General features: G+C 46.0%; 19 protein-coding genes and 1 CRISPR repeat array. Of the genes, 9 read left to right on the forward strand and 10 right to left on the reverse strand.

Annotated elements, in window-relative coordinates; all coding sequences use genetic code 11:
- Positions 1-225 precede the first annotated feature (225 nt).
- Positions 226-402, forward strand: a complete 177-nt coding sequence (locus ACQY6I_RS00950; RefSeq protein WP_428239593.1) for a hypothetical protein — start codon at positions 226-228, stop codon at positions 400-402.
- Positions 403-461: 59 nt separating this feature from the next.
- Here ACQY6I_RS00950 and ACQY6I_RS00955 read toward each other — a convergent pair whose 3' ends face one another.
- Complete coding sequence (locus ACQY6I_RS00955) at positions 462-2612, reverse strand: FAD-dependent oxidoreductase (protein WP_428239594.1); 2151 nt, start codon at positions 2610-2612, stop codon at positions 462-464.
- Between the two features lie 384 nt (positions 2613-2996).
- Here ACQY6I_RS00955 and ACQY6I_RS00960 point away from each other — a divergent pair, with 384 nt between their 5' ends.
- Together ACQY6I_RS00960 and ACQY6I_RS00965 are read left to right on the forward strand one after the other, a co-directional pair.
- Complete coding sequence (locus ACQY6I_RS00960; protein WP_428239595.1) at positions 2997-3722, forward strand: 4'-phosphopantetheinyl transferase family protein; 726 nt, start codon at positions 2997-2999, stop codon at positions 3720-3722.
- Positions 3722-4486, forward strand: a complete 765-nt coding sequence (locus ACQY6I_RS00965) for a metallophosphoesterase (protein ID WP_428239596.1) — start codon at positions 3722-3724, stop codon at positions 4484-4486. Before ACQY6I_RS00960 ends, ACQY6I_RS00965 begins: the two co-directional genes overlap by 1 nt.
- Positions 4487-4622: 136 nt before the next feature.
- On the opposite strand, the gene ACQY6I_RS00970 is transcribed toward ACQY6I_RS00965, so the two are convergent.
- The 5 genes from ACQY6I_RS00970 to ACQY6I_RS00990 all read right to left on the reverse strand — a co-directional run bounded on the left by ACQY6I_RS00970 (position 4623) and on the right by ACQY6I_RS00990 (position 7868).
- Positions 4623-4838, reverse strand: coding sequence for a hypothetical protein (locus ACQY6I_RS00970; protein WP_428239597.1), 216 nt, complete (start codon positions 4836-4838; stop codon positions 4623-4625).
- 5 nt (positions 4839-4843) lie between these two features.
- Complete coding sequence (locus ACQY6I_RS00975) at positions 4844-5038, reverse strand: SEC-C metal-binding domain-containing protein (protein WP_428239598.1); 195 nt, start codon at positions 5036-5038, stop codon at positions 4844-4846.
- Between the two features lie 48 nt (positions 5039-5086).
- Positions 5087-6001, reverse strand: coding sequence for a GTP cyclohydrolase FolE2 (folE2, locus tag ACQY6I_RS00980; protein ID WP_428239599.1), 915 nt, complete (start codon positions 5999-6001; stop codon positions 5087-5089).
- Between the two features lie 318 nt (positions 6002-6319).
- Positions 6320-7144 carry a metal ABC transporter permease gene (locus tag ACQY6I_RS00985; RefSeq protein ID WP_428239600.1) on the reverse strand — a complete coding sequence of 275 codons (825 nt, stop codon included), beginning with the start codon at positions 7142-7144 and terminating at the stop codon, positions 6320-6322.
- Positions 7134-7868, reverse strand: a complete 735-nt coding sequence (locus ACQY6I_RS00990) for an ATP-binding cassette domain-containing protein (RefSeq protein WP_428239601.1) — start codon at positions 7866-7868, stop codon at positions 7134-7136. Before ACQY6I_RS00990 ends, ACQY6I_RS00985 begins: the two co-directional genes overlap by 11 nt.
- Positions 7869-8005: 137 nt before the next feature.
- Here ACQY6I_RS00990 and ACQY6I_RS00995 point away from each other — a divergent pair, with 137 nt between their 5' ends.
- Positions 8006-8935 (forward strand): zinc ABC transporter substrate-binding protein, encoded by a 930-nt coding sequence (locus ACQY6I_RS00995; RefSeq protein WP_428239602.1) that lies wholly within the window; start codon positions 8006-8008, stop codon positions 8933-8935.
- Positions 8936-9052: 117 nt separating this feature from the next.
- On the opposite strand, the gene ACQY6I_RS01000 is transcribed toward ACQY6I_RS00995, so the two are convergent.
- From ACQY6I_RS01000 to ACQY6I_RS01015, 4 genes are all read right to left on the reverse strand, one after another.
- Positions 9053-9841, reverse strand: a complete 789-nt coding sequence (locus tag ACQY6I_RS01000; protein ID WP_428239603.1) for an NAD(P)H-flavin reductase — start codon at positions 9839-9841, stop codon at positions 9053-9055.
- Between the two features lie 166 nt (positions 9842-10007).
- Positions 10008-11030: a methionine synthase gene (locus ACQY6I_RS01005; RefSeq protein WP_428239604.1), complete on the reverse strand. Its 1023-nt coding sequence runs from the start codon at positions 11028-11030 to the stop codon at positions 10008-10010.
- Positions 11031-11061: 31 nt separating this feature from the next.
- Entirely contained in the window at positions 11062-12036 is a 975-nt protein-coding gene (locus ACQY6I_RS01010) for a DUF1852 domain-containing protein (RefSeq protein WP_428239613.1), read from the reverse strand.
- Positions 12037-12314: 278 nt separating this feature from the next.
- Positions 12315-14018: a protein adenylyltransferase SelO gene (locus ACQY6I_RS01015; RefSeq protein WP_428239605.1), complete on the reverse strand. Its 1704-nt coding sequence runs from the start codon at positions 14016-14018 to the stop codon at positions 12315-12317.
- A 620-nt stretch (positions 14019-14638) separates the two neighbouring features.
- Here ACQY6I_RS01015 and ACQY6I_RS01020 point away from each other — a divergent pair.
- From ACQY6I_RS01020 to ACQY6I_RS01040, 5 genes are all read left to right on the forward strand, one after another.
- The gene (locus tag ACQY6I_RS01020) at positions 14639-15043 is read left to right on the forward strand and encodes a hypothetical protein (RefSeq protein WP_428239606.1); all 405 of its coding nucleotides are present in this window, start codon (positions 14639-14641) and stop codon (positions 15041-15043) included.
- A gap of 162 nt (positions 15044-15205) precedes the next feature.
- Positions 15206-15379, forward strand: coding sequence for a tyrosine-type recombinase/integrase (locus tag ACQY6I_RS01025; protein ID WP_428239614.1), 174 nt, complete (start codon positions 15206-15208; stop codon positions 15377-15379).
- 81 nt (positions 15380-15460) lie between these two features.
- On the forward strand, positions 15461-16798 hold the full coding sequence (locus tag ACQY6I_RS01030; protein ID WP_428239607.1) for an AlbA family DNA-binding domain-containing protein: 1338 nt from the start codon (positions 15461-15463) through the stop codon (positions 16796-16798).
- A complete protein-coding gene (locus tag ACQY6I_RS01035; protein WP_428239608.1) occupies positions 16798-21129 on the forward strand; it encodes an NACHT domain-containing protein in 4332 nt (1443 codons plus the stop codon). Before ACQY6I_RS01030 ends, ACQY6I_RS01035 begins: the two co-directional genes overlap by 1 nt.
- A gap of 304 nt (positions 21130-21433) precedes the next feature.
- On the forward strand, positions 21434-23722 hold the full coding sequence (locus ACQY6I_RS01040) for a YecA family protein (protein ID WP_428239609.1): 2289 nt from the start codon (positions 21434-21436) through the stop codon (positions 23720-23722).
- A 151-nt stretch (positions 23723-23873) separates the two neighbouring features.
- A CRISPR array of direct repeats spans positions 23874-24562; the repeat unit is 28 nt; unit sequence TTTCTAAGCTGCCTGTGCGGCAGTGAAC.
- The last annotated feature ends 10 nt before the right edge of the window (positions 24563-24572 follow it).

Raw genomic sequence — 24572 nt, forward strand, 5'->3', positions numbered from 1 at the left:
AAGTGATGGCGTGCAGGATAAACCTGCAGATATTTCATATGGTTCAGTACTGCCATTGATCACTGTCATTTCACAGTACGGTGCGTGGCATCCATTGACGGTTTTACTGATATCGGTGACAGGCACAGTTTCAGACTAAACCCCATTTCAGTATGCAAACGCTGATGTTTCACCCAAACAAGGCTTCATGGGCAATCAGCTGAAATACATCACAGGAGTATTCCCATGGAAAACAACGTCAAAGATCAATCAAAAAACCTGTTTCACAAGATCAAAGATAAAATAAAGGAGCTCACGGGCAGTATCTTTGGTAAATCTGATAAGGACCAGAAAGCAGGATCAAAAGAACCGGAAGTCCGTCCTCCAACAGTAGGTAAAGCGGAGAAAGTGACAGAGCAGTAGTCTGACGCCTCTGATCAGGAGAACCCGTGGACTTGCCGGAACAACAGGCTTGAGCTGAATCACCCTCTTCTCCAGTGATGGTATTTTTTCAGCCAGGCCAGTATCCGTTGTGGAGCATGGGCTTGTTTCCATGCGCCGGCAACATATTTGTTGGCTTCCGACCAGGTGGGGTAGGTGTGAATCGTCCCCAGGATCTTGTTTAGTCCCAGCCCGTGTTTCATTGCCAGCACGAATTCCGCCATCAGCTCGCCACTGTGTTCACCAACCATGGTTACTCCGAGGATTTTGTCTTTGCCAGGTTCTGTGAGTACTTTGACAAAACCTCTGGCGGCACCGTCTGCAATGGCCCGATCCAGGTCATCCAGGTTGTAGCGGGTTACCTCGTAGGCGATCCCTTTTGCTTGGGCTTCCTGTTCATTAAGCCCAACCCGGGCCACTTCGGGATCGATAAAGGTGGTCCAGGGAATGACCCGATAATCGACTTTGAATTTTTTAAATTGCCCAAACAATGCATTCACCGCTGCATACCAGGCCTGATGGGAAGCCGTATGGGTAAACTGATATGGCCCAGCCACATCACCCGCCGCAAAGATATTCGGATACAGGGTTTCCAGATAATCGTTGGTGACGATCGTGCGGTCAGTTTCGATACCCAGCTCTTCGAGGCCATATCCTTCCAGCCTTGCCACCCGGCCAACTGCATAGAGTAGGGCATCAAATTCAATCGATTGCTCTTCACCGTTATGCTCCACAATCAGGTATTTATGATCGGATGTTTTTTCGCATCGAAGGGCCTTGTATCCGGTCAATACAGTGACTCCGTCACGCTGCAAACTTACCCGGGCCAGCTCCGAGACCTCTTCGTCTTCACGTATCATAATCCGGGAGGCCATTTCCACCTGAGTGACGGCAGAGCCTAAACGGGCGAAGCTCTGTGCCAGTTCACAACCGATTGGACCGCCGCCCAGTACCACCAGTCGGCGAGGGGGATTATCCAGTTGCGCAAACTGTTCCCACAGCGTATCGCTGGTGACATAACCAACGTCTTCAATGCCTGGCAGCGGCGGCACAAAGGGGCGGGCTCCAGTGGCCAGAACAATAGCGCGGCTGGTGAGACGCTGAGTGTTACCATCGTTATGAGTGATTTCCACTGTCCAGGGATCAATCAACCGGGCGTACCCCTGAATGACCTCAACCCCAAGACCTTCATACCGTTCGATGCTGTCGTGGGGCTCTATGGCGCGAATCACCTCTTGAATCCGAGTCATTATTCGGCGAAATGAAAATCCCGGTTCGACATTGTCCAATCCATAATGTTGTGCCTGCCGCATCTGCTGTGCCAGTTTTGCACTTCTGATCAGCGCTTTGCTGGGGACACATCCATAATTGAGGCAGTCACCGCCCATTTTATGGGCTTCAACCAAGGTCACTTTCGCCTTCACCGCAGCCGCAATATAAGCGGCCACCAGACCACCGGCACCTGCGCCAATCACAATCAGATTGCGGTCAAACTGTTTGGGCTTCTGGTAACCGGAATAAACCCGACGGGCCTTGATAACGTTCAGTATTTTCTTGGCGACCAAGGGAAATAATCCCAGCAACGCAAACGATATCAGCAACGATGCTGACAGGATGTCTGACAAACCTTCCAGTTGAGCGAGCTGGGTACCTGCGTTCACATATACCAGAGTGCCTGCCAGCATGCCGACCTGGCTGATCCAATAAAACGTCACCGCGCGAATCGGCGTCAGCCCCATTAATAGATTGATCAAAAAAAACGGAAAAACCGGTACCAGTCTCAAGGTAAACAGATAGAAGACACCATCCTTTCGGATACCTTCATTGATGGGTTGCAGACGGTCACCAAAGCGCTTTTGTATCGTATCTTTCAGCAGATACCGGGAAGCCAGAAAAGCTAGGGTAGCTCCTATTGAGCTGGCGAAAGAAGCGATCAGTGTTCCCCAGAACAGACCAAATAAGGCTCCAGCCGCCAGCGTCATAACGACAGCTCCCGGCAAAGATAGCGCAGTAATCAGCACATAAAGCACCAGAAATGCTCCACCCACGAGCACCGGTTGTACGGCCTGCCGGGACTTAAACTCTGACAATCCGGACTTTAAACTCTCCAGAGTCAGTAACTGATTGAGATCAAAATAGAAAAAACAGACGACAACCGCTGCTATCGCAGCCAATAGGAGTAATTTTTTCATTCATATGTTCCAAGTGTTGGTGCAAGTCGCATGTTTTGAACGCCTTATCATGATTTTCCCACAAGCCATATGGCAGCTATGTGGGCTGGTTTTACGCTGGTGAGGCATGGAAATCCAGGTTTCTACTCACTGTGTTATATATTCTGGCACGAAATTCTGAAAACGAGTGCCTGATAGTGCTGAACGGTCTGATTTCTCACACATTTCATAATGTCATTATTTGAGACATGAGCCGGTCTGGAAAGTTCCACAGTAGTTGCGATCATCTGGCGAATACTATAAAAACAGAGAGGTTTCAGCTGGGTGTCGTTTGCGCCCGGGATCACCCTTATACATTCACCCTCTATCATGCGGGGCTTTTTGGGGCTCACGCAGGGTTTTAATATGAACAGCTTTTATGTTAACTCAGTCCAGGTATCATGGTTCGACAACGATCTCCTCTCAATCTTCCAGACAGAGTTCGATGTCTCCGTCTATGATGATGGGCTGATTGCAGAACTGAATTCTGATTACCATGCCTTTATTCAGAAGGCGGTCACGAAGCGAAAGTCGGAGTTTATTGCTGGTCGTTTTTGTGCGCTTAAATCGCTTCAGAAGTGGGGGATAGGGGACACGTTTATCCCGGTGGGAGAAAGACGCAACCCTGTCTGGCCATCAGGGATCATTGGTTCGATCAGTCATTGTCACGCCTATGCAATGGCAGTGACTGCACGATCTCAATACTCAATGGCCGTTGGTATTGATATTGAAGATGTGGTCGAACCGGAAATGGCGGATAACCTGCGGGACAGTGTCATTAATCCTGATGAATTTGTTTTGCAGGCAGGCAATGAACCACCGAATACTGTCTTTACACTGATCTTCTCGATGAAAGAAAGCTTCTTTAAAGCAGCATATCCGCATGTTGGTTATTACTTTGATTTTTCAGCCATATCTCTGCAAACAATTGACTGGCACACCGGTATGGTTGAATTCAAAATCAATCAGAATTTGAGTGACACTTTCAAAACCGGTGATCGGTTATCCGGTCAATTCAAAATGCTTGAGGACAAAAAAATCGTGACCCTGATACATATTGCCAATCATCTATCAGAATCCCAGGAGTCTTAATGCGGATTTTTGCACTATCTGACATTCATCTAGATTATGAAGAAAACAGAAACTGGCTGGCGGACCTGTCTGATACGACATATCAGGCTGACATGCTGATTCTGGCTGGAGATATATCCGATAGTCTGGAACTGGTTGAATGGTGTTTTGTCACCTTAAAACGCAAGTTTTTAAAAGTTTTTTTTGTTCCGGGAAATCACGAGCTTTGGGTCATTCGCAACAAGGGCATGAACTCCTTGGAAAAATTTGACACATTGTTGCAATTGGCCAGAGACAACTCGATCAGTATGGATGCTTACCACCATGGCAATCTATCGATTGTTCCATTTTTTGGCTGGTACGATTATTCCTTTGGATTCCCCAATGAAGAGCTGCTACAAAGCTGGGTGGACTTTAACGCCTGCCGATGGCCAGGCGGTATGAACGCAAGTGGCATAACCAATTACTTCTTACAGTTTAATCGCGAAGCGACCACCGTCAGCAATGATGTAGTGATTTCTTTTTCACACTTTCTGCCACGAATAGATATCATGCCTGCACAGATACCACAGCGATTTCGATATATTTATCCTGTTCTGGGAAGTAGCCTGTTGGATCAACAGATTCGGGCAATCCGCAGCAACCGGCACATTCATCTCTACGGCCACAGTCATGTTAATCGCAGAGTAATCATAGATAACATTGAATATATGAACAATGCGTTTGGATATCCCTCAGAGGGTTCTATCACCCGAAAACAATTGGTATGTATTTATAGTGTTTGATTATTCCAGGCTGGTGATTGCCGGGCTTGCATCAACACGTTAATCACTCGTTTTGTTTAGTGGATGTTGAATTAGCACCTCTGGTTAGGCAAACAAAGATCATCTGGATAAGAAATGTCCGTTCAAAAAAATTACCTTACAATGTTGATTTTGCTCTTTCGAACCATTGCAAAGTTTTAATGCGTTGCGCTTCACCATAAAGTTCGACGAATTTTTTAGTCATATCGTTGTTTGGACTATTGAGCGCCTCTATACGTGCAGCGATATATTCAGGCGTCAATGGTTGTCGGCAAATCACGGTTATACAGTGATACCATTGTTCGTATGTTTCACTGATCAGCGGAACAGTCATCTACGTTAGCCTCTATCGTTGGTCAGTCCGCAGCATTTTTTAAACTTACGTCCGTTACCGCAGGGGCAAGGATCGTTGCGTCCTACTTTGGGTGCTGCTCGAGTAATAGGATTTTGGGGGGCACAGCAATCCGAGTTACTGCAACAGCTTTGGCTATTATTCACAGCTTCTTGAGTGGATGGTTTCGTTTGATTGATCACAACATTATCCTTTGAAGTATTGTTTGGTGTGAGAACATGCCGACCGGTTTATAAACCGGTAGTACTGGCATGCTTTTGGTCAATCACCACCGCATTGTGTGCATGCAAACTTTCCTGGTGCTTCACTTTGAATCTATAATCCAAAACCCAGGTGGATTGCTCTAGCATGGCTTTGAGTTTGCGTGCCGCATCCTCGCAAAACATCAGATGTTCGGCGTTCAGTCGGGCAAATTCTTGTTCGTCCGCGCGCTTAACCATGGTTTGTACCGGCGTGCCGATAGCTTCCTCAATTTGAAAAATAAGCGATGGCAGAGCAGGCCATTGATGGTTGCCCAGAGATAATGTCAGGTAAGCATAAGAGCGCTGGCTGTGTGGTGTCGCCACTGAGGTTGATTGTGCCCAAGACAGTAGCGCTTGCTTATCAATATTCGCGGTAGGGAACTCTGTATCTATCGCATCAGCTAATAATTGACGCGACAGTGCAGCTGAGCAAGGGCAGGTACTGGAGTAGGGAACCGTTATTTTCAGGCTGTAGTCATATTCACTTTTTATTCGTTGCCCCTTTATTTCGACCCGATAAGTTTGGAAGCCCGATTCATGGCTTAATAAAGAGGGCTTGGGGAGCAACAAATCAAAGGCAAGATTAATTTTTGCGTTTTGGCTGATGCCTGCCTGGGAAGTAACCATTTTCTCCAGTAATAAATCGAGCGTATCTTTGTTGCAGCTCTGAGCGGCAAGCTCATTTAGCAGTGCATGCAAGCGCGACATATGAATGCCTTTAGCCGTTAAGTCATCAAGGCTGACATACACATCCGCTTTTGCGGCCATTGTCTGTTGATTACCATGATCGAGATCAAACGTGATCGGAACGGCAATCGCCTCCATACCTACCCATCGCAATGGTAAGGATTCGGCAACCTGTTGAGTCTTGGTAATATCGGGCAGTGTTTTTGATGTATGCATTAATATTGAACCTGAAAAATGTACTGAGAAATCTCATCCTTCGTGATCAAACTCTTTTCCTGTTGTGATATGCAACGGAGTATTGTTGTTTGAGCACTCCAAGGATTGGGGTAGCGGGTTTAACAAGGCATTTCCATGTAGCTGGTAATCCCGTCCGCGATGGCGGCGCGACATTCGATCGCCGATAATACGCACATAGAAGTCTTTGATTTGCCCCTCATTGACAACGCGGGCATGTTTAATCAGTGTGGTTAACATGATGACTGAACGAGATTCAGAGGCTGGTCCAGGTCATACTGTTCGAGCGCGGTGAAATAGCTATGCTCCATTCGCTTCTCCCTTCTTGATGACTAGGCTGGCCATGCTCCGCCATAGGATATTGCCAACCAGGAACATCAGCGCCGCAGTACAAACAATGGTTGGGCCTGTCGGGGTATCAAACACAAACGCAGCCCGAAGCCCGGATAAACTGGCAAAGCAGCCGATGATGCCTGCTATAACCGCCATGACTTCAGGTGTGCGACTAAAAGACCGGGCCGTTGCTGCGGGCACAATCAACATCGCTGCAATCAGCAAAACCCCCACGACTTTAATCGCGACAGCGACGACAGTAGCCAGGGCAATGGTCAAAATCATTTGCTCCCGTTTAGGGTTAAAGCCACTGGCGTGCGCGAGATCAGGGTTTAAAGTAGATAGCAGCAAACCCGACCAGCGTACGGTAATCAAGGCAACCACTGCGGCGGATCCAATCCAAATCACCGCCAAATCGGTTTTTCCGACGGCCAATATGTCGCCAAACAAATAAGCCATAAGGTCAATTCTGATCCCAGAGAGAAACGAGACGGCGACCAAACCAATCGCTAAAGAGGAGTGCGCCATCACCCCTAAAAGTGTGTCCATGGCGAAACCTTTGCCACTGAGCGCGGAGACGGTTATCGCCATAATGAGTGATACGACCAATACTCCGGGAAAAATGGGCAGGGACAAGGTTAAGGACAGTGCCACACCCAATACTGCAGCATGCGCCGTGGCATCACCAAAATAAGCCATTCGACGCCAGACAATAAAACATCCCAGAGGTGCGGCCGCAATGGCCACCCCAAGACTGGCCAATGCGGCTCTGACCATGAAATCATCCAACATGGTCAAGGTTCTCCTGATGGTTATAACGATGATGGCCCCGATGAAGATAGAGCGCCGCTTCACTTTCGCTATCTAAACCGAACAGAGAAAGATACTCTGGCGAACTGCTAACAGCCTCGGGCTTACCTTGACAACAGATATGCCCATTTAGGCAAATCACTCGATCCGTTTTGCGCATGACAACATGGAGTTCGTGGCTGACCATGATGATGGCGCAACCCAATTTATCCCTTACAGCCGTAATTTGCCGGTAGAAATCCGCAGCACTGCGGTGGTCCAGTCCTTGAGTGGCCTCATCCAACAGCAAGAGCTGGGGCTGACCCAGCAAAGCTTTGGCGAGCAATACCCGCTGAAACTGTCCCCCAGACAATGCCATGACTTGTTGTTTTTCAAGACCTGGGATGCCTGCATGATGCAACGCTGACGCCACATCTGATTGAGAGCCTAGCTTGGGTAAATTCATAAAACGCTTTACCGTCATCGGCAGCGTTTCATCGATGTAAAGTTTTTGGGGGACATAGCCTAATGTCAGCTTTGGGGACTTGAAAATATGGCCGGAAGCAGGGTTGACCGCACCAATCAGGGTCCTCAGTAATGTCGTTTTACCGGAACCATTTGGGCCGATAATCGTGACGATTTCGCCCGGTTCGACCGCCATCGAGATGTCTTTAAGTACCGTTCGCTTACCTAAACGAACGAATAGTGAGGTACAACTTATTAGCATTAACGCAGCCCTAGCCGAAAAAATTTAACCTTTAAACCTGTCTTTTAAAAAGTTATGTTATAACATAACCAAAAAAATTAATATCCCGTTAAAAACGGATATTTCAGTCAATTTTTTATTAAGAAGGTCTTGTTGTTATGCGCAAATTTTTAATCGCCAGTCTAGCGCTGCTGATGTTCCCACTACCGGTATTGGCCGCAGCGCCAAAGGTGGCCGTGGACATTGCACCACTTCATTCTCTCGTTTCCCAGGTCATGGACGGTGTTGAAGCGCCCAGTCTGCTTATCCAATCCGGTGCATCACCGCATCAATACTCAATGCGTCCCTCGGAAGCCGAGGCGCTTTCAGAGGCTGATATTGTTTTCTGGGTCAGTGAAGGATTAACGCCTTGGTTAGAAAAATCACTGGATACCATCGCCGGTTCTGCCCTAAAAATTGAAATGCTGGAACTGGAAGGAACGACGCAATACGACTATCGCGAAGGCGCTACATTTGAAGCCCATGACCATCATGATCATGAAGATCATGAAGAGCACGGCCACCACCACGAAGGGCATGATCCACATGCTTGGTTAGATCCGGTTAATGCCAAAGTATGGGTTAAGAAAATTGCCAGCGTATTGTCAGAAAAAGACCCGATGAATGCATCTGTATACCAACAGAATGCAGCTAAAACATTAGCAAAACTTGATGAATTGATCGCATCAATTAAACAGCAGGCAGAACCACTTAAAGGCATTCATTTCATCGTTTTCCATGATGCCTATCAATATTTTGAAAAGCGCTTTGGGCTCTCAGCTGCTGGGGCTATTTCACTGGGTGATGCGTCAGATCCTAGCCCTGCACGCATTGCAGAAATAAGAGACAAGGCTGCACAATTAGGTGTTACCTGTGTCTTTACCGAACCTCAGTTTAACGCTGAACTGGTACACTCCGTCTTTGAGAACACATCTGTTCACACTATTGGCGTCATGGATCCGTTGGGTGCCGACATTGATACTGGGGTAGATCACTATGGGCACTTGCTCAACTCAATGATTACCAGTTTAAGCAGCTGCAAACAATAATAGAGTAGCTCTTTAATAACCATTCAAAGGCATCATCGATTGTGTTGCTTTTGAATGGTGCTGTTGGTCAATGGCAAAGGTTATTTTTTGACGGAAATGTCCATTAAGGCAATCGATTCAGATAGCCATTTTTTGGTCTCTTGGTGCATATTCAAAAACATCTGAATAGCAGTTTTCCGTTTTTAAACCACTGTCTTTGAGTTTATCGATCGTGCCATACACCATTTGTGGTGAACCACATAGGTAAAACTCAGCGCCTTCAAGATTTTCAAAATCCTTTTCGATTACCTCATAAATATAACCTGACCGGCCAGACCAGCCTGAAGCCATTGACGCCAAGATGGGCGTGAATGCCAGGTGTTTATGTTCATCTACCCAGCCTTGAAAATCATCCAGTAGGTAAAAGTCATCCTTGTTTTTATTCGACCAGTAAATCTTTACATCAGCATTGGGTTGGCGTTTTAATATTTCTTCCGCTATACATTTGATCTTGGAAATGCCCGAACCTGCCGCTATTAAAAAATGAGTTAAATCAAGATTGGTTTGCAAAAAAGCTCGCCCCATTGGTAGCGTTACTTTAGCGGGTTCGTTTTTGGTAGAAAGATCAGAAAGGTGTTTTAGAATTTTATCTGTCAACTCACTGCTATTTTGGATAAAAATCTGCAAACGACAAGGTCGCAGCGGATTAAAGCTGTTCGCAATGGAATAAAACAGTGATTGTGATTGACCGTCTCGATTTAGATCTAATTCGAGCTGTAGATATTGCCCCGCATGATATTTTAAGGTAGTGCCGGTAGGGGCTTGTAAATCGACCTGAACGGTATTTGCGCTCAAGGGTAAAACATCCATTACCTGGCAGGCATAGGTAAGTGTCCGAGGTGATTTGTCAGAGATTTCTTGATTCATGTAACACTCATGTCTGGCTGTGGAAAAACGCAAGAAAATAATGGCATCGCCAATGCAGTTTCTGAGAAATCAGGATGTCTCGCGCGACATCGCCCGATTTCTCAGGATGACAATCAAACAGATCCGAACGATCCAGTTAATTATCAGGTTAATATGCGAACCAGAGTTAGAGTTCACTTCTCACAATGTCTGTGCCAGCCCGCAAGGCATTTAGCTTACCTCTTGCAACGTCACGCGAAAGCGGTGCCATGCCACAGTTAGTGCATGGGTAGAGTTTGTCGGCATCGACATACTTAAGTGCTTCGCGCAAAGTAGCGGCAACTTCTTCAGGCGTTTCAATGATATTGGTTGCCACATCAATAGCACCGACCATCACTTTTTTGCCTCGAATCAACTCAAGTACCTCAAACGGTACGCGGCCGTTATGGCATTCTAGAGAGACAATATCGATATTAGATTTTTGCAATGATGGAAAGGTTTCCTCGTACTGACGCCATTTAGCGCCTAGTGTATTTTTCCAGTCCGTATTCGCTTTGATACCGTAGCCATAGCAAATATGAACCGCGGTTTCGCATTTAAGTCCTTCAATGGCTCGCTCTAAACACGCAATCCCCCAGGCATTGACTTCATCGATGAAAACGTTAAATGCGGGTTCGTCAAACTGTATGATGTCGACGCCGACGGCTTCCAGTTCTTTGGCTTCTTCATTTAATACTTTGGCGAACTCCCAAGCGAGTTTTTCACGGCTCTTGTAGTGATCATCAAAGAGCGTATCGACCATGGTCATCGGTCCTGGCAACGCCCATTTAATTGGTTGATTTGTTTGTGCCCTCAGGAATTTAGCATCTTCTACAAATACCGGTTTATGGCGGCTAATGGGGCCGACGACAGTCGGCACACTGGCATCGTAGCGATTGCGAATTCTGACTGTCTTACGTTTTTCAAAGTCAACGCCGCTCAAGTTCTCGATAAATGTAGTCACAAAATGTTGACGGGTTTGCTCACCGTCGCTGACGATGTCAATGCCGGCCTGTTTTTGTTCTTGCAATGTCACGCGCAAGGCATCTTGTTTGCCGGTCATTAGTGCTTCATCTTTCAGTTTCCAAGAAGACCAGAGTTTTTCGGGTTCTGCCAGCCAAGAAGGCTTAGGTAAACTTCCAGCAGTAGAAGTAGGTAATAATTTTTTCATAATGAGTACTGTTGTATGTCCTTACAAAACGTTAGGCGTAATTCTCTGACCAACGTTCAAGAATGGTTTGATAAGGTTTAATAAAGTTCTCTTCTGTCCATTTGCCTTGTTCGACCGCTAATCGATTTCGTTCTACCCGGTCATACTCAACTTGAGTTAATGAGTAGTCCAGATGTTTCAAACTTGGCTTAAATACCTCTCCGGCGACAGAATTGGCGTTATAAATCTCAGGGCGGTAAATTTTTTGGAAGGTTTCCATTGTGCTAATGGTACTGATGAGCTCCAGAGTGCTGTAATCATTAAGTAAGTCGCCAAAGAAATAAAACGCATAAGGTGCAACACTATTTGGCGGCATAAAGTAACGAACCTGCATCCCCATCTTTTTGAAATACTGCTCAGTCAAAGATGATTCATTTGGCTGGTATTCAATTCCCAAGATAGGGTGTTGATTGCCTGTGCGCTGATAGACTTTATTCTCAGACACGCTGAGGCAAATTACTGGCCGCTTGCTGAAATTATGCTTATAAGTGTCTGACTCCAAAAAATCTTTGAACATTTTTCCATGTAGATCCCCATATTTTTCAGGCACACTGAATTGAGCTTTATCTTTATTGTGATTTAAAAGCAAAACACTGAAATCATAGTCGCGCACGTAAGATGAGAAGTTATTGCCGACAATACCTTCAATCCGTTTGTGAGCCTGATGATCAACAATGTAGGTTTTCAATATTTCAATGGTTGGGAAGCTCTGACCCTTGCCTTCGACATCAATATCAACATGGATAATTTCGAGTTCTACAGAATAACGATCACTGTTGGGGTTATCCCAATGAGCCAGCGCATTAAAGCTGTTTTCAATCATTTTTAATGCTCTGCTCAAGTTTTCTTGGCGCTTTTCGCCGCGAGCCAAATTAGCAAAGTTAGTTGTAAGGCGTGTGTTGTTTGATGGTTGGTAGTTCTCATCAAAACGAAGACGCTTAATGGTATATGTAAAACCTGAACTCATTGTAATCTGGTATCCCGTTTCTTGAATAAATTCTGACTTTTTCATTGTTCTTTCTGGACTCGCCATGGAGTCCGGTATTAAAACAATGAGCTTTTTATACACAGATTAATTTATGAGTAATATTGATTTTATCTCATGAACCCATGATGTTTCTTCATGGTTTAGATGTGATCAAGAAGATAATTTGGCTTGCGGCGCTACTGAGTGAAACTCAGTAGAAGCCGAATAAGAAGGGGAGAGCCGTGTTTTATCGAAGGTGTTTATATATCCATTCAAAATCAAGATGAGCAGCTATAGTGCGATACGCCACCGGCATTAAAGTATTCTTTAGGTTTTAAGCGATAGTATTTGTCTTCTATCGCTTTGGATTGCTCCTCATAAGGCTGGCTTAGCACATCTTGAAGTTCTTTGACCAACGTGTAATCCCCCTGCATGGCATGTTGATAGGCTGGGACGACTAACCACTCGCGCCATGTGTATTTAGGGTTGGTTTTTTTCATGTTTGCGGATACTGCCGCTAAGTCGCCACCTTTATTGACCAGGTCACGCCAACTGTTTAGCCAAGCTTGCCATTGTTCGTCGAGTTCTGGAGGTGTTTGGACGTAGAAGCTCTTTTTTAACGCTGAGACATCATCGGGTATGTGAGATAGCTCGCGGAAGAATAGGGTGTAATCCACTTTTGAGAGGGTCATCAGTTTCAATAGTTGCTTAAACAACGCTGGATTGTATTCGGTCAAACCAAGTTTGGCGGCCCACATGGTCTGAGTTTGATTTTGCATTGCTTCTGCAAAACCGCGACGTATTTGGTCTAATTGCTTTATTGCGTCGGTATTCTCTGCAAGCAATGGTCGCACTGCCGTCCAAAACATATGGAAATTGGCTTCCGCCGCGGCAGGCTGATTAAAGAATGAAAAATGCTTGCCGCCGCCCGTCCAGGGTTGGAATTCAGTATCGAAGATTTCACAAAAACCAAATGGTCCATAATCAAGCGTAAAACCACCGGCGGCGCAGTTGTCGCTGTTAAAATTACCCTGGCAGTAGCCGACACGGAGCCAATGGGTCACCAATGAGATCAAACGTTGGCGAAATAGCCTCGCCAATTCAATTAATTGATCATCAAAAGACTGAGTTCGGTTAATCTCGTTTCCGTATTCCCGTTCAATCAAATGCGCAACAATCATGCGTAATTCTTCAAATGCATTTGCGTGAGTATTTTTGCGAGTCCGACGGGCAAATAATTCAAGCTGGCCCACACGTAAAAAAGAGGGCGCCACGCGGGTGGAAATAGCCACCGGGTTGTCCACCAATATATCCGGGTTGGCGGAATATGAATGAGCAGAATACCAAGGTCGACTAACGGTTTCAGATTTGGATACATACAGTGTTAAAGATCGTGATGTCGGTACTCCCAAAGCATGCATAAATTCTTGAGCGAGAAACTCACGCACACTGGAACGTAAAACGGCGCGCCCGTCCGCACCACGGCAATAGGGTGTTGGGCCGCCACCTTTTAACTGCATTTCCCAGCGCTGGCCATTGATCACGGCTTCAAATACCGAGATTGCACGACCATCGCCGTAAGCGTTACCGGTGCCAAAAGGGCATTGTTGAGTGTATTCGGTGCCGTAAATAGAGAGTGCATAGCCAGTCGCCCAGCCAACTGGGCGCATAGGGGCATACGTGGCCGACATGTCGCCGGTAAATAATCGACAAAATCCTTCATCAAATGGTAGTTCGTTACTCAGCCCAAGCTCATTAAAAAATGTGTAGCTATGTGTGACGTATTCTGGTTCTGCAAGCGGTGTAGGTGCAACGGGTACGAAATGACCGGAAAACACCTGGCGGGGGAGGTGGTCATTACCATCATTTTTGGCATCAGGATCGGCATTTAAGTTATTCATCAAAGAATAATCAGCCAACTGTACAAACTCATCGAAGGTCTTCACATCAGCTTTGGCGGATGACTTGGACGGATATGTCATAATGTTAAAAACCTCATACCAATACGTTTGGTGTAATCGCGTGTGTTCATTCAAACAAGCCTATGCTGTTCAGAGAACTGGCATACTAAGCTTTGTACCATCCACATCAGTGGAACACTAATAATGGATGTGTAATCTTCACAATCAATAGCTTCGAACAAACTGTTGCCTCTGAGACTAAAATAAACAACCACATGAGCCAGCTTTCAGAGATCACGAAACTAAGGGGCCTCTGAAAAATAGGAGTAGTTTTGATGCAGGCAAGGAAACCGCACTCGCAACACCGAAATTTACTGGCGTAAATGGGGATGTGAGACGGGTGCTGACAACGTCCTACGCGAAAATAGGCCATTTTTCAGAGTTTCCCTAACAAACCTCTCGATGGCGGGAATATGATCATCCGACTTATGGTGTTCTCATGAGACTTATTCGTGCAACTTCAGTGTGTGTATATTTGGTTGTTGAGGTCCGTGATAGAGCAGTTATAAAAAAAGGGAGGCAAATCGCCTCCCTTTTGATTTTCTAAGCTGCCTGTGCGGCAGTGAACCCAACTTTGCACCATTTACACCTAAACAGGTATAAGACAGCCAGATCTGCGGGTTCTAGGGATATTCCAGCCGATGCCCGTTCTGGAATTAGAGCTATATGCGGCCTATAATGTGTATATATTTGCACCAGGATTCTGTAACGAAATGGTACAAAAGCGTCTCCCAGACAACGAGTTTCCCCACTCGCGCGCCCAGCGTCTCTTTCACCCTGTGGAAGCACCATCGGTCGATTTCCCAATTCAGTCTGTACGAATAGACTGGGATCGTCTTGTCGCCAAATGCCCAACAGTACTGGAAACGGTCAATGCTATGCCGACCTATCGATTGATACTCGATTTGATGTGGACGACTGGCGCGCGTATTTCCGAAGTGCTCGCGCTAAGCCCGAGCTCCTTTGTGGATGATGGTTACGACTTCGGTGTAATTTTAGCAAAGACCTGGTCGGCCCAGTCGAGCGAGCCTTCAGCGCTCGCCTAAGCGCTATATCCCGATTGTTGATCACGCGCTAGAGGATCGGATTCAGAGCTATCTCTAAGTAGGGCGTTTTAAAAAGAATGAACGAGTATTTCCGATGTGCCGTCAGACGGTTAACCGGCATATTTACGCCTTGGTCGAGAGTGTAGGGGCGCACCATTCGTCATCAGTGCACATACATTTCGACATTCGTTTGCAATTCATTTTCTTTTGCACGGGAGGCTGCTGAAGTACGTCAGCCAGCTCTTAGGTTATAAGTTAGTAGACAGTACCGAGATTTACACCAATGTGCTCATAGTCGACGGGGCGCATTTTTTAGATGGGGTGGATTTTCATTAATGTCCGTTGTCATTAGGGTCGTTGGTAAACCTTCGCGTCCATCAATGAGTTGAAATCAACAATATTCTGAGTAGTCGAACTATGTCTCTGACGAAAATTAACAACATAAGTGAGTCTAAAATCACTGATCGTGTGGCTAAGCTCATAAACCTAGATGAAGAAGTATCAGCTATTTTCCGAGGTGTTTTTACTAAGGCCAATGACTCTTGGTCGATGCTTATGGGGTTCATCATAGTGAACGACGACTCGAGAAAATCTGCTATTGAAGCTTGTCATTATCAGTACTCAGAGTATCAATTTATTTGTCAGCCGATCACGGGGTTAGACTTGGCTAAATTAATCAGCAACGTGGGGAAAAATGCAAATACGCTTATTCCTGGCCTTCCCGAGTTAGGCAAGCGAGAATCGCACCTAAACTGGACTGAGAGTTTAATTCCAAGCCACGCTCATCAAGAAGAATTCCCTGTTCGACAGTTCTCTGCTCGGGTATGTTCTGACGCCCATTGCCACGACACCAAATTGGTAGCGCACGGTATGCCCTTTCACCCATCCGCGTTCGATCTGACTAAAACTTTCCTTGGGCTGGATAAGTTTCACGGTTCCAGCGATGCTAGGAAAGGCGAATTGTGCATTTGTATTCCAGATCGGAGGGGCCATCTAGTATTGTCTGAAGGCGATATTCGATTTCATGGTGACATGCATGTTGAATTGTCAGTGGTGGGTGCTATTGACGGGACACAAGTTAATCTCGCCAATCCCAAAGACCAGTTTGACTTCGACTCGAAGAAAGCTCTGGACATGGAGCTATGGTTGGTTGGAAAGGACAATGAGATTATCGACTATTGCTCTTCAACTGAATGGGAATTCCGCTTTGGTATTCAATCTGACGGAACCGATCTTGAAAAGCTATTCAGCATCATTTCAAACGGTGAGAGCGAACACTGTGAATTTAAAGCGTATATCAATCTTGTTAATACAGACACAAAAGCGGTAGAGCTAGAAAAAACTGTCTGCGCCCTATCCAACCATCAGGGAGGTAAGGTGTTTATTGGAGTGGATGACGAGACTAATATCATCGGAATCAATGAACAATGCCAGAAGAGCTATAAATGCCACCTCAATGAAGCAATCAAATACTATCGGCAAGATATTGAAAAGAGACTGAGAGAGTCGCTCTTAAAAAACCAATGCTTCAGCTGTCTCTCCATTGAGCACAACAAATTGTTTGTATTAGTCATAGATGTTCATAAAGCCAATGGCCTGAACTATCTACTGGCTACAAAAGAAGCTTATATTCGGCGCGGAGCTTCTTCCCCTAAAATGACACCGACGGAAATACAGGCCTTTCCGCGAGAGAGGGATGTGTTCGGACGAGAGCTATTAGCAACTGATGCCAGTTCTGAGTGGGCGGCTTACTAATGGTCGATACCAACGTACCATTAGTACGAAAATTTTCGCTGGTTACTCCGAATAAAGATAGCGAATTTGACGGAGGCTGGCTTGAAGCCTACTGGGCACAGAAAGAGCCAAAAACTTGGTCTGATTTGGAGTCTGAGTATCGAGTGATTGTGCTCGCCGATGCAGGCGCAGGGAAAACTCATGAAGCGCTAAACAGGGCGCATCAAGGGAATGCAGAAGGGCGCCCTAGCTTTTTCATCCGCATTGAGGATATCGATCAGGATTTTGATGGGGCATTTGAAGTAGGCACATCAGAACAATTTGAGGAGTGGCTTACCTCCGTAGACGAAGCTTGGTTTTTCTTGGACTCGGTCGACGAAGCCAGGCTGGATAATCCGAAAGCGTTTGAAAAAGCGATCAAACATTTTGCAAAACGTATTCGCACGGCGATGCATCGCACGCATATTATTATTACAAGTCGCCCCTACGCATGGCGTTTTATAAGCGATACAGCGTTGGTTGAACGGCACTTACCTTTTAAGGTACTTAAACAGGAGCCCAAACAAGAGGTCCAAGAATTTGAGGATACTTCGTCCGAAAATGATGATAGAGACGAAAGTCCGGTAGAAATTTACGGGCTGAAAGCATTGGATGTTGATGACATCCGGTTTTTCGCCCGACATCACGCTACGCCGAATGTTGAACAGCTAATCGTTGAGATCCAACGTGCTAATTTGATGGAAATGGCATCTAGGCCTTTTGATCTTGAGGCATTGTTGTCCAAATGGGAGTCAGATGGAGAGCTGGGTGGTCGTCTGCAATCGTTGCGGCATATGGTGGACATTCGGCTGAGTGAGATCGACCCTGATCGTAAAGAACGTCAGCCTCTCAATAAACAGCGGGCACGTGATGGCGCTCGTCGATTGGCTGCAGCTGTTACCTTGTCTAATGAGGCTGGTATTTTGGTGCCGGATATTGCCCACGAAAGAGTGGGCATCGATGGCGAAACCGTCTTGGCTGACTGGGAAAATCCAATCGATGTGCGAAAGCTGCTTGAGCGAGGCATCTTCAATGACATTCTTTATGGCGCGGTGCGTTTTCGGCATAGGGATATCCGTGAGCTGCTGGCGGCTGAATGGCTCCACCATCTATTGCAAACAGGTAACTCCCGCCGAAAAATCGAATCACTTCTTTTTCGGGAGCAATACGGGGAGCAAGTCGTTGTCCCACGATTCCGTCCGATTCTTCCCTGGCTAATCCTCTTTGATGATGACATACGCGAGCGAGCGCTTTCGATACACCCAGAGATCGCCGTCGAAGGTGGAGATGCCGCTTATCTGCCGCTGCCAATCAGACAGCAAATTCTCAACGATATTGTCAGTCGAATTGTTGCTGACGAAGATGATCGTGGTGCTCGTGACAATGAGGCAATAGCACGGATTGCCCAGAAAGACCTATCTGATGATGTTCTGCGTCTTATCACAGAGCATAGGGCCAGCGACGATGCAATTTTCTTTCTGGGAAGGCTCGTCTGGCAGGGCGATATGGAAAATTGCATTGAGCCTTTAATCTCGATTGCTATAGACCCAAGTAGAGATATTTACCCACGAATAGCTTCTATACGGGCCGTGGCGACGGTTGGCTCAAGGGAACAGCTGAGATCGCTGTGGCAGTCTGTTAATACCAGATCAGAGGTCATTCATCGCAGACTACTCGTCGAGTTGGCAGAGGAAGCGGTTATTGACGATGTAACTGTAGACTTATTGTTGGATTCCCTTGATAAATTGCCTCCCTATAAGCAATACGAAACATCGGGTTTGGATCGAGCCATTCATACATTCATTGATAAGCTATCGGGGCTTAGCTCGCAAGAAAGAGAGCCATTGTTGATGAAGTTGTGTGCTGGCCTCAATGAACTCCTGAGCCGAGCCCCTCATCGCGAGCGCCGTGAGTGCCGTGTATCCACGGAGTTTAGCTGGTTGATGGGGCCTGCTATTCAAGTTGTAGAGCGCCTCATCCTAGATCGATCCGAAGCGTGCTTTGATAAAGATGTCATCGCGATACTCATCAAAATTCCCGCTGTTCGAGATTGGGCTGGAAATCAAATCAATGAATACAAAGATAAGCTCCACGAGCTAATACCGGCATGGACAGCGTTCAACGATGCCTACTTTTGGCGGAGCATTGAAGAAGCAAGAGTCAGACTGACTGAAAAAAACAAGCGACTTACAGATGTGTGGGTAGTGCTTTGGCGTGGACACTATTGGCAATATGAAGCGGACAGTTTTGGCCGTGTTTTAGCGTTTATCAAAACCAAGCAGCTTGAAGATGATCAGCTGGTTGCGCTTTCATTGGCGTTTCGACTCTATACGCAATCCGAAAAGCTTCCCGAATGGCAAAGTCAACTTGAGGAGATTGTAGCAGACAGTGAAACACTGGCAGCGAGCCTACAGGAGCTGCTTAATCCGCCAGTAAACGAAGATCATGATAAATGGGAGCAAGAGCACTTAGAGCGAGAACGGCAGCATGAGAAGGAAAAGTCCGAGAGAAAACGGAAAAGGGCCCAGTGGATTGAAGGGCTACGCGCCAATCCTGAAATAGTACGAAATCCGCCAGACCTTCCCCCTGGAGAGTGGACAAATAACCAACACTGGCTTCTTCTTGAGCTTGATGGCGAGGGGCTACGAACCTCTCGTGCTAAAGGTTCAAATTGGCTTTCGCTAGTCGATGAGTTTGGTGAAGATGTAGCCCGTGCGTTTCGAGACTCTGCAATCAAACATTGGCGACTGTACAAGCCTGAGCTGGGGTCTGAAGGTGCTGATATCTCATCTACCCCTTACTCGTTGATCTTTGCTATGTTGGGGCTGGAATATGAAAGTGGGGAGGTAGACAACTTTCCTTGCAATTTGAGCAGCACTGAGGTTTCTCTGGCATTGCGTTATCTAACACGAGAGCTCAATGGGTTTCCTAGTTGGCTAGAAACCATGCATAAGGCCTACCCAGAGCAGGTGCTCAAAGCCGTTTGGCAAGAGCTCCATTGGGAGCTGGTCAACGCTCGCGTTGATAATCCGATGCACTACATCCTACAGGATATTGTATACCATGCACCTTGGCTCCACGGTCAGCTAACACCTCTTCTCCAGCAATGGATTGAAGAAAACCCCAATTCAGATTGGGAGGTGTTGCGCCACTGCTTTCATATTTTGGATTCTGAACAAGTCTCCCTCGAATGGTTGACCTCTTTCGCTCAATCAAGAGTGGTAGCTAGTGGTAGTGCAGAAGAATCTGCCAAGTGGTATGCCCTGTGGGTGGATACTGATCCTGAAACGGGTATTGCTGTGGTCAATTCTTGGCTTGGAGGTATGAAAGCTGATGCGGCAACAATAGCTGCACAACAGTTTGTTGTACAACTTCTTGGAGGCAGGAGAGAGCGGGGTGGTTGGGCATTTGCTCAAAAATTTAAGTCTGTGCCTTACCTTACTGAGCTTTACGTTCTGATGCACCAATACATACGCGTAGAAGATGATATTGATCGAACAGGAAGAGGCGTTTATTCACCTAGCTTACGAGATGATGCTCAAGATGCACGGAGCCAGTTGTTCAATCTTTTGACAGAAATTCCTGGCAAGGAGACCTACAGTGCCCTTCTTAAATTGTCACAGTCTCATCCAGTAGAAGATCATCGTAAATGGATGACTAAGCAAGCGAGGCGTCGCGCGGAACAAGATGCAGATGATCTCCCTTGGACTGGTGAGCATATTTATGGCTTTTCCTTACTAATGGAACGAGAGCCTACTACACATCGCCAGCTTTTTGATATTGGAGTGCTACATCTCAACGACTTCAAAGATTGGCTGGAGCAGGGGAATGATAGTCTTTACGAAACCTACCAAAAAGCCAGGAATGAAACTGAGATGCGCAAAATTGTCGCTCATTGGATAAATGGACATGCGCTCGGTCGCTATACCTGTGCTCAAGAAAATCCACTGGCTAACGAACAGCGACCGGACATCTGGTTGCAGCATCCAACAATCGTATCGCCGGTACCTATCGAGCTAAAGTTGCTGGATAAAGATTGGTCGGGACCTGATCTCTGTGAGCGACTCCGCAATCAGTTAGCTGGCGACTATCTGAGAGAGGTAACGGCGGGTTGTGGCGTATTTCTTTTGGTCTGGCAGGGATCAAAACCTGATCGTCACTGGGAGGTAAATGACGTGCTAGTTGGAGTCTCAGATCTTCAGCAAGCTTTAACTGACTATTGGGTTTCTATTTCTCAACAATTCCCTAGTATTGCTTCTATTGAGGTGATTGTTATTGACCTCACATTAAGAGGCACTAAGGCAAGTACTTAGAGTAGCTTGCTAGGATTGTTGAAATAGTGGCCCGAAATTATCATTGGCCTCAATTTATCTTCTCTTCCGCTAGTCGAACCACTTTGAGAGTTAAGTTCCATCAATCCATCAATAGAGGAGAACCGGCGGGTGAGCTTAGTGGATAGGGAATTCACTTTTTGAAAAATTGGAAGACAAAAAAGACTAACACCTACGGTACTTCGTGTAAGATTTTTTACAAGGCCAATTTCGTTAATTAGTTTATATGAACTCGACAACTACCGAGCAAGATCGCGCGAAAATTGTAGCCAATCTTTTGAGAGACATGGAAGAAACTGCTGCCAACATTCGAGCTTTAATACTTGGGATGCCTGCTCAAGAACTTCTTGGGTACATCTATGCTCAGCGTATAATGAAACAGCTGGCGGACAACGAGATGACCTCGGAAGAAAACAACAATAATGACTCTCGTGAACAAATAAATGAGTTACAGTTTCTGCTTGAATACGTGCATGCCGTCCTAGCATCAGACGAGGCGCCAGAAGAAGTTAAATTTGATGAAGAACAGTGTGTAGAACTATTCGATCTTAGCAACAAACTGCGAGGACAAGCCATGTTCTTTGCCATGGCGTCATCTGCGGACAACACAAAGAAAGCGGATTTAAGCCCGGATATGGCAGAGATGGAGTTCCATATAAAATCAAATTGGATTTCACTCAGGGGGAACCGGTATCAGGTTCTGGAAGGTGAGTTTTACCGCTACGTCCTTGAGCCACACGATGATATTCTGAAAGAGGTCTACGGAGCAGGGGCCGAAGAGATTGCAAAAGGCTTTCAAGATATAGCTAATGCAACTCGAACAGGGCAAGCTGACGCGGTAGATATAATGAGGATGCAATTCGAGGCTGCTCAAAACTTCGCTGCTGCGCAAGAAAAAAGACTTGAAGATGTTATGGAGTTGTGGGTAGCCGAAAACGCTAGCCAGTCTGAAGCTGTTGGGTATGCTATTGAGGATATGTTCCGAGGCGGAATCGCCAATGTAAGCTGCCATACGAATTTGCCTGCAGAGCTACTAGCGGATTTGGCATATCAACGCGGAGAAGAGATTGATTTTTTCGCTGAGGGCGATTTTGTAGGGACTCCCTACCGGACGCTTCCTGCTCGCAAAAAGCCCTTAATCCAACTCGAAACAGATTATTACGCGATCGATCCATGTTTCGCTCGTGATGCTGGCTACCGTGCTCTTTTATTCAACCTACTTCAAAGGAAACCGGATTATAAACAACGTTTCTCAGATCGACAGAAAGTGATGAGTGAAGGAGCGTTTTCAGACATCCTCAGCGAGCAGCTACCGGAGGCGATTGTCTACCAAGAAGTGTATTACAAAGATCCGTTCACTAAACAATGGTCAGAAAACGATACACTAATCTTAGTCGACGATGTTCTCTACCTCGTTGAGGCTAAATCAGGCGCAGCAGCGACTATTGCTTCGCCCGCACTGGATCTTAAACGACACCTCCAGTCAATACAGGACTTAGTTCTTAAAGCTTACTACCAGTGTAAGCGTTTCTTTAATTACATAAATTCTGCCGAGGAGGTACCACTCTACAAGCTAATAGGAGGAAGATATGAAGAGTGCGGTCGAATTCGTCAGTCGGATTATCGAGTGATGATCCCCATAGGGTTAACAGTTGAGTCATACTCACCATTTTCGACTTTTTGCAAAGAATTATCTGAGATTAATCCACTTCTCGGAAAGTATAGTTTTATATCAATGTCGATTGATGACTTGTTTGTTCTCAAGCGAATTCTGCCAACACCTGGAGTCTTCGCACATTATATGGAAGTTCGGCAAGCACTGGCGGGAATTAAGCAGGCTCATCTATTTGATGAATTTGATCATCTCGGAGCTTACATAACTAAAAATAGAGTTGATCAAGACCTTATTGAACAATTTGAGAGTGGTAACGCAGATCTAATAGTTTTGAATGATATGAGTGTTCCTATAGATCGGAACTTCGAAGGAGAAAGTTGGGAAACTGATCCTATTCCAACTCAAGAATTTCCAGAAGAAATATTGAAATTACTAGGTGCACTCGACATCAGTCGATCACCAGGGTGGTTGTTGGCGGAGAGCCGTATCCGTAACTATGGTGAACAAGCACGAAAAGATCTTTCAAAACTGCTGACAGATTTAAGAAAAACACTAGAGAAAAACCCTGCTCGATACTTTGTATTCGGTGGTGACAGTCAGCCACTCTTTATCTGGATGCAAAGCTCTAGGCATGATATAGATTGGAAAGAAATAAATAACAAAGCAAGTGCAGCAGCTCTGTGCACTATGGTCCCAGATATCACCGGCCTGTTGGTCGAGGTTGGTTCCGGAAGTACCTATGACCAAGCACATCACTTTGTAATCCAGATTCCTACAGAGAAGACCGAAGACAACTCACATATCTTTGACGAAGCGCTGCGCATGAACCAGAGAGCGAGATCAATCAATACCTCTCGTGAAGAGGGGAGATCAAGACCAAGAAAAAAAATAAAAATAGGTCGTAACGAGACATGTCCCTGTGGGAGCGGTATGAAATACAAAAAATGCCATGGTCGTTAGTGTTTAAAGATCAGTTTAGCCTCTTTAAGGCATCCTCTAAAACTTCCTCTGGAGGTTCTTCGTAGATTAAGGTGGTTGAAGGGTTAACATGTCCAGAAATTTTTTGGGCTATAGTGAACGAACTCTGGTTAAGTATCAGAAGAAAATAAACTTTCTAAGCTGCCTGTGCGGCAGTGAACACAAAGCAAACAAGGACCTGGATGAGTTTACCTTTCTAAGCTGCCTGTGCGGCAGTGAACGACTGGGTATATTTTAAAACCCTCCTCCGAGTTTTCTAAGCTGCCTGTGCGGCAGTGAACCAACTAGTTGTAACTCCGCCTGTCATGAGTAATTTCTAAGCTGCCTGTGCGGCAGTGAACAAGAGGGATATACCGTATCCATCTTTGGATAATTTCTAAGCTGCCTGTGCGGCAGTGAACTCAAACTGGCGACCCGGCAAACCAAGTTTAAATTTCTAAGCTGCCTGTGCGGCAGTGAACTTGTGGGCAATGAAATTATCATGGATTGATATTTTCTAAGCTGCCTGTGCGGCAGTGAACTTGTGGGCAATGAAATTATCATGGATTGATATTTTCTAAGCTGCCTGTGCGGCAGTGAACATAGCTTTACTGAACCAATGCGAACAATCGCCTTTCTAAGCTGCCTGTGCGGCAGTGAACGTGTTTCCAGGTGGATCCTATGGCACGCCCATATTTCTAAGCTGCCTGTGCGGCAGTGAACAAGTAGTAGGAGAGTTTTCAATGCATGTATTTTTTCTAAGCTGCCTGTGCGGCAGTGAACTTGTGGGCAATGAAATTATCATGGATTGATATTTTCTAAGCTGCCTGTGCGGCAGTGAACTTGTGGGCAA

The organism is Gynuella sp. (assembly GCF_050297175.1).
In the GTDB taxonomy this organism is placed as follows: Bacteria; Pseudomonadota; Gammaproteobacteria; order Pseudomonadales; family Natronospirillaceae; genus Gynuella.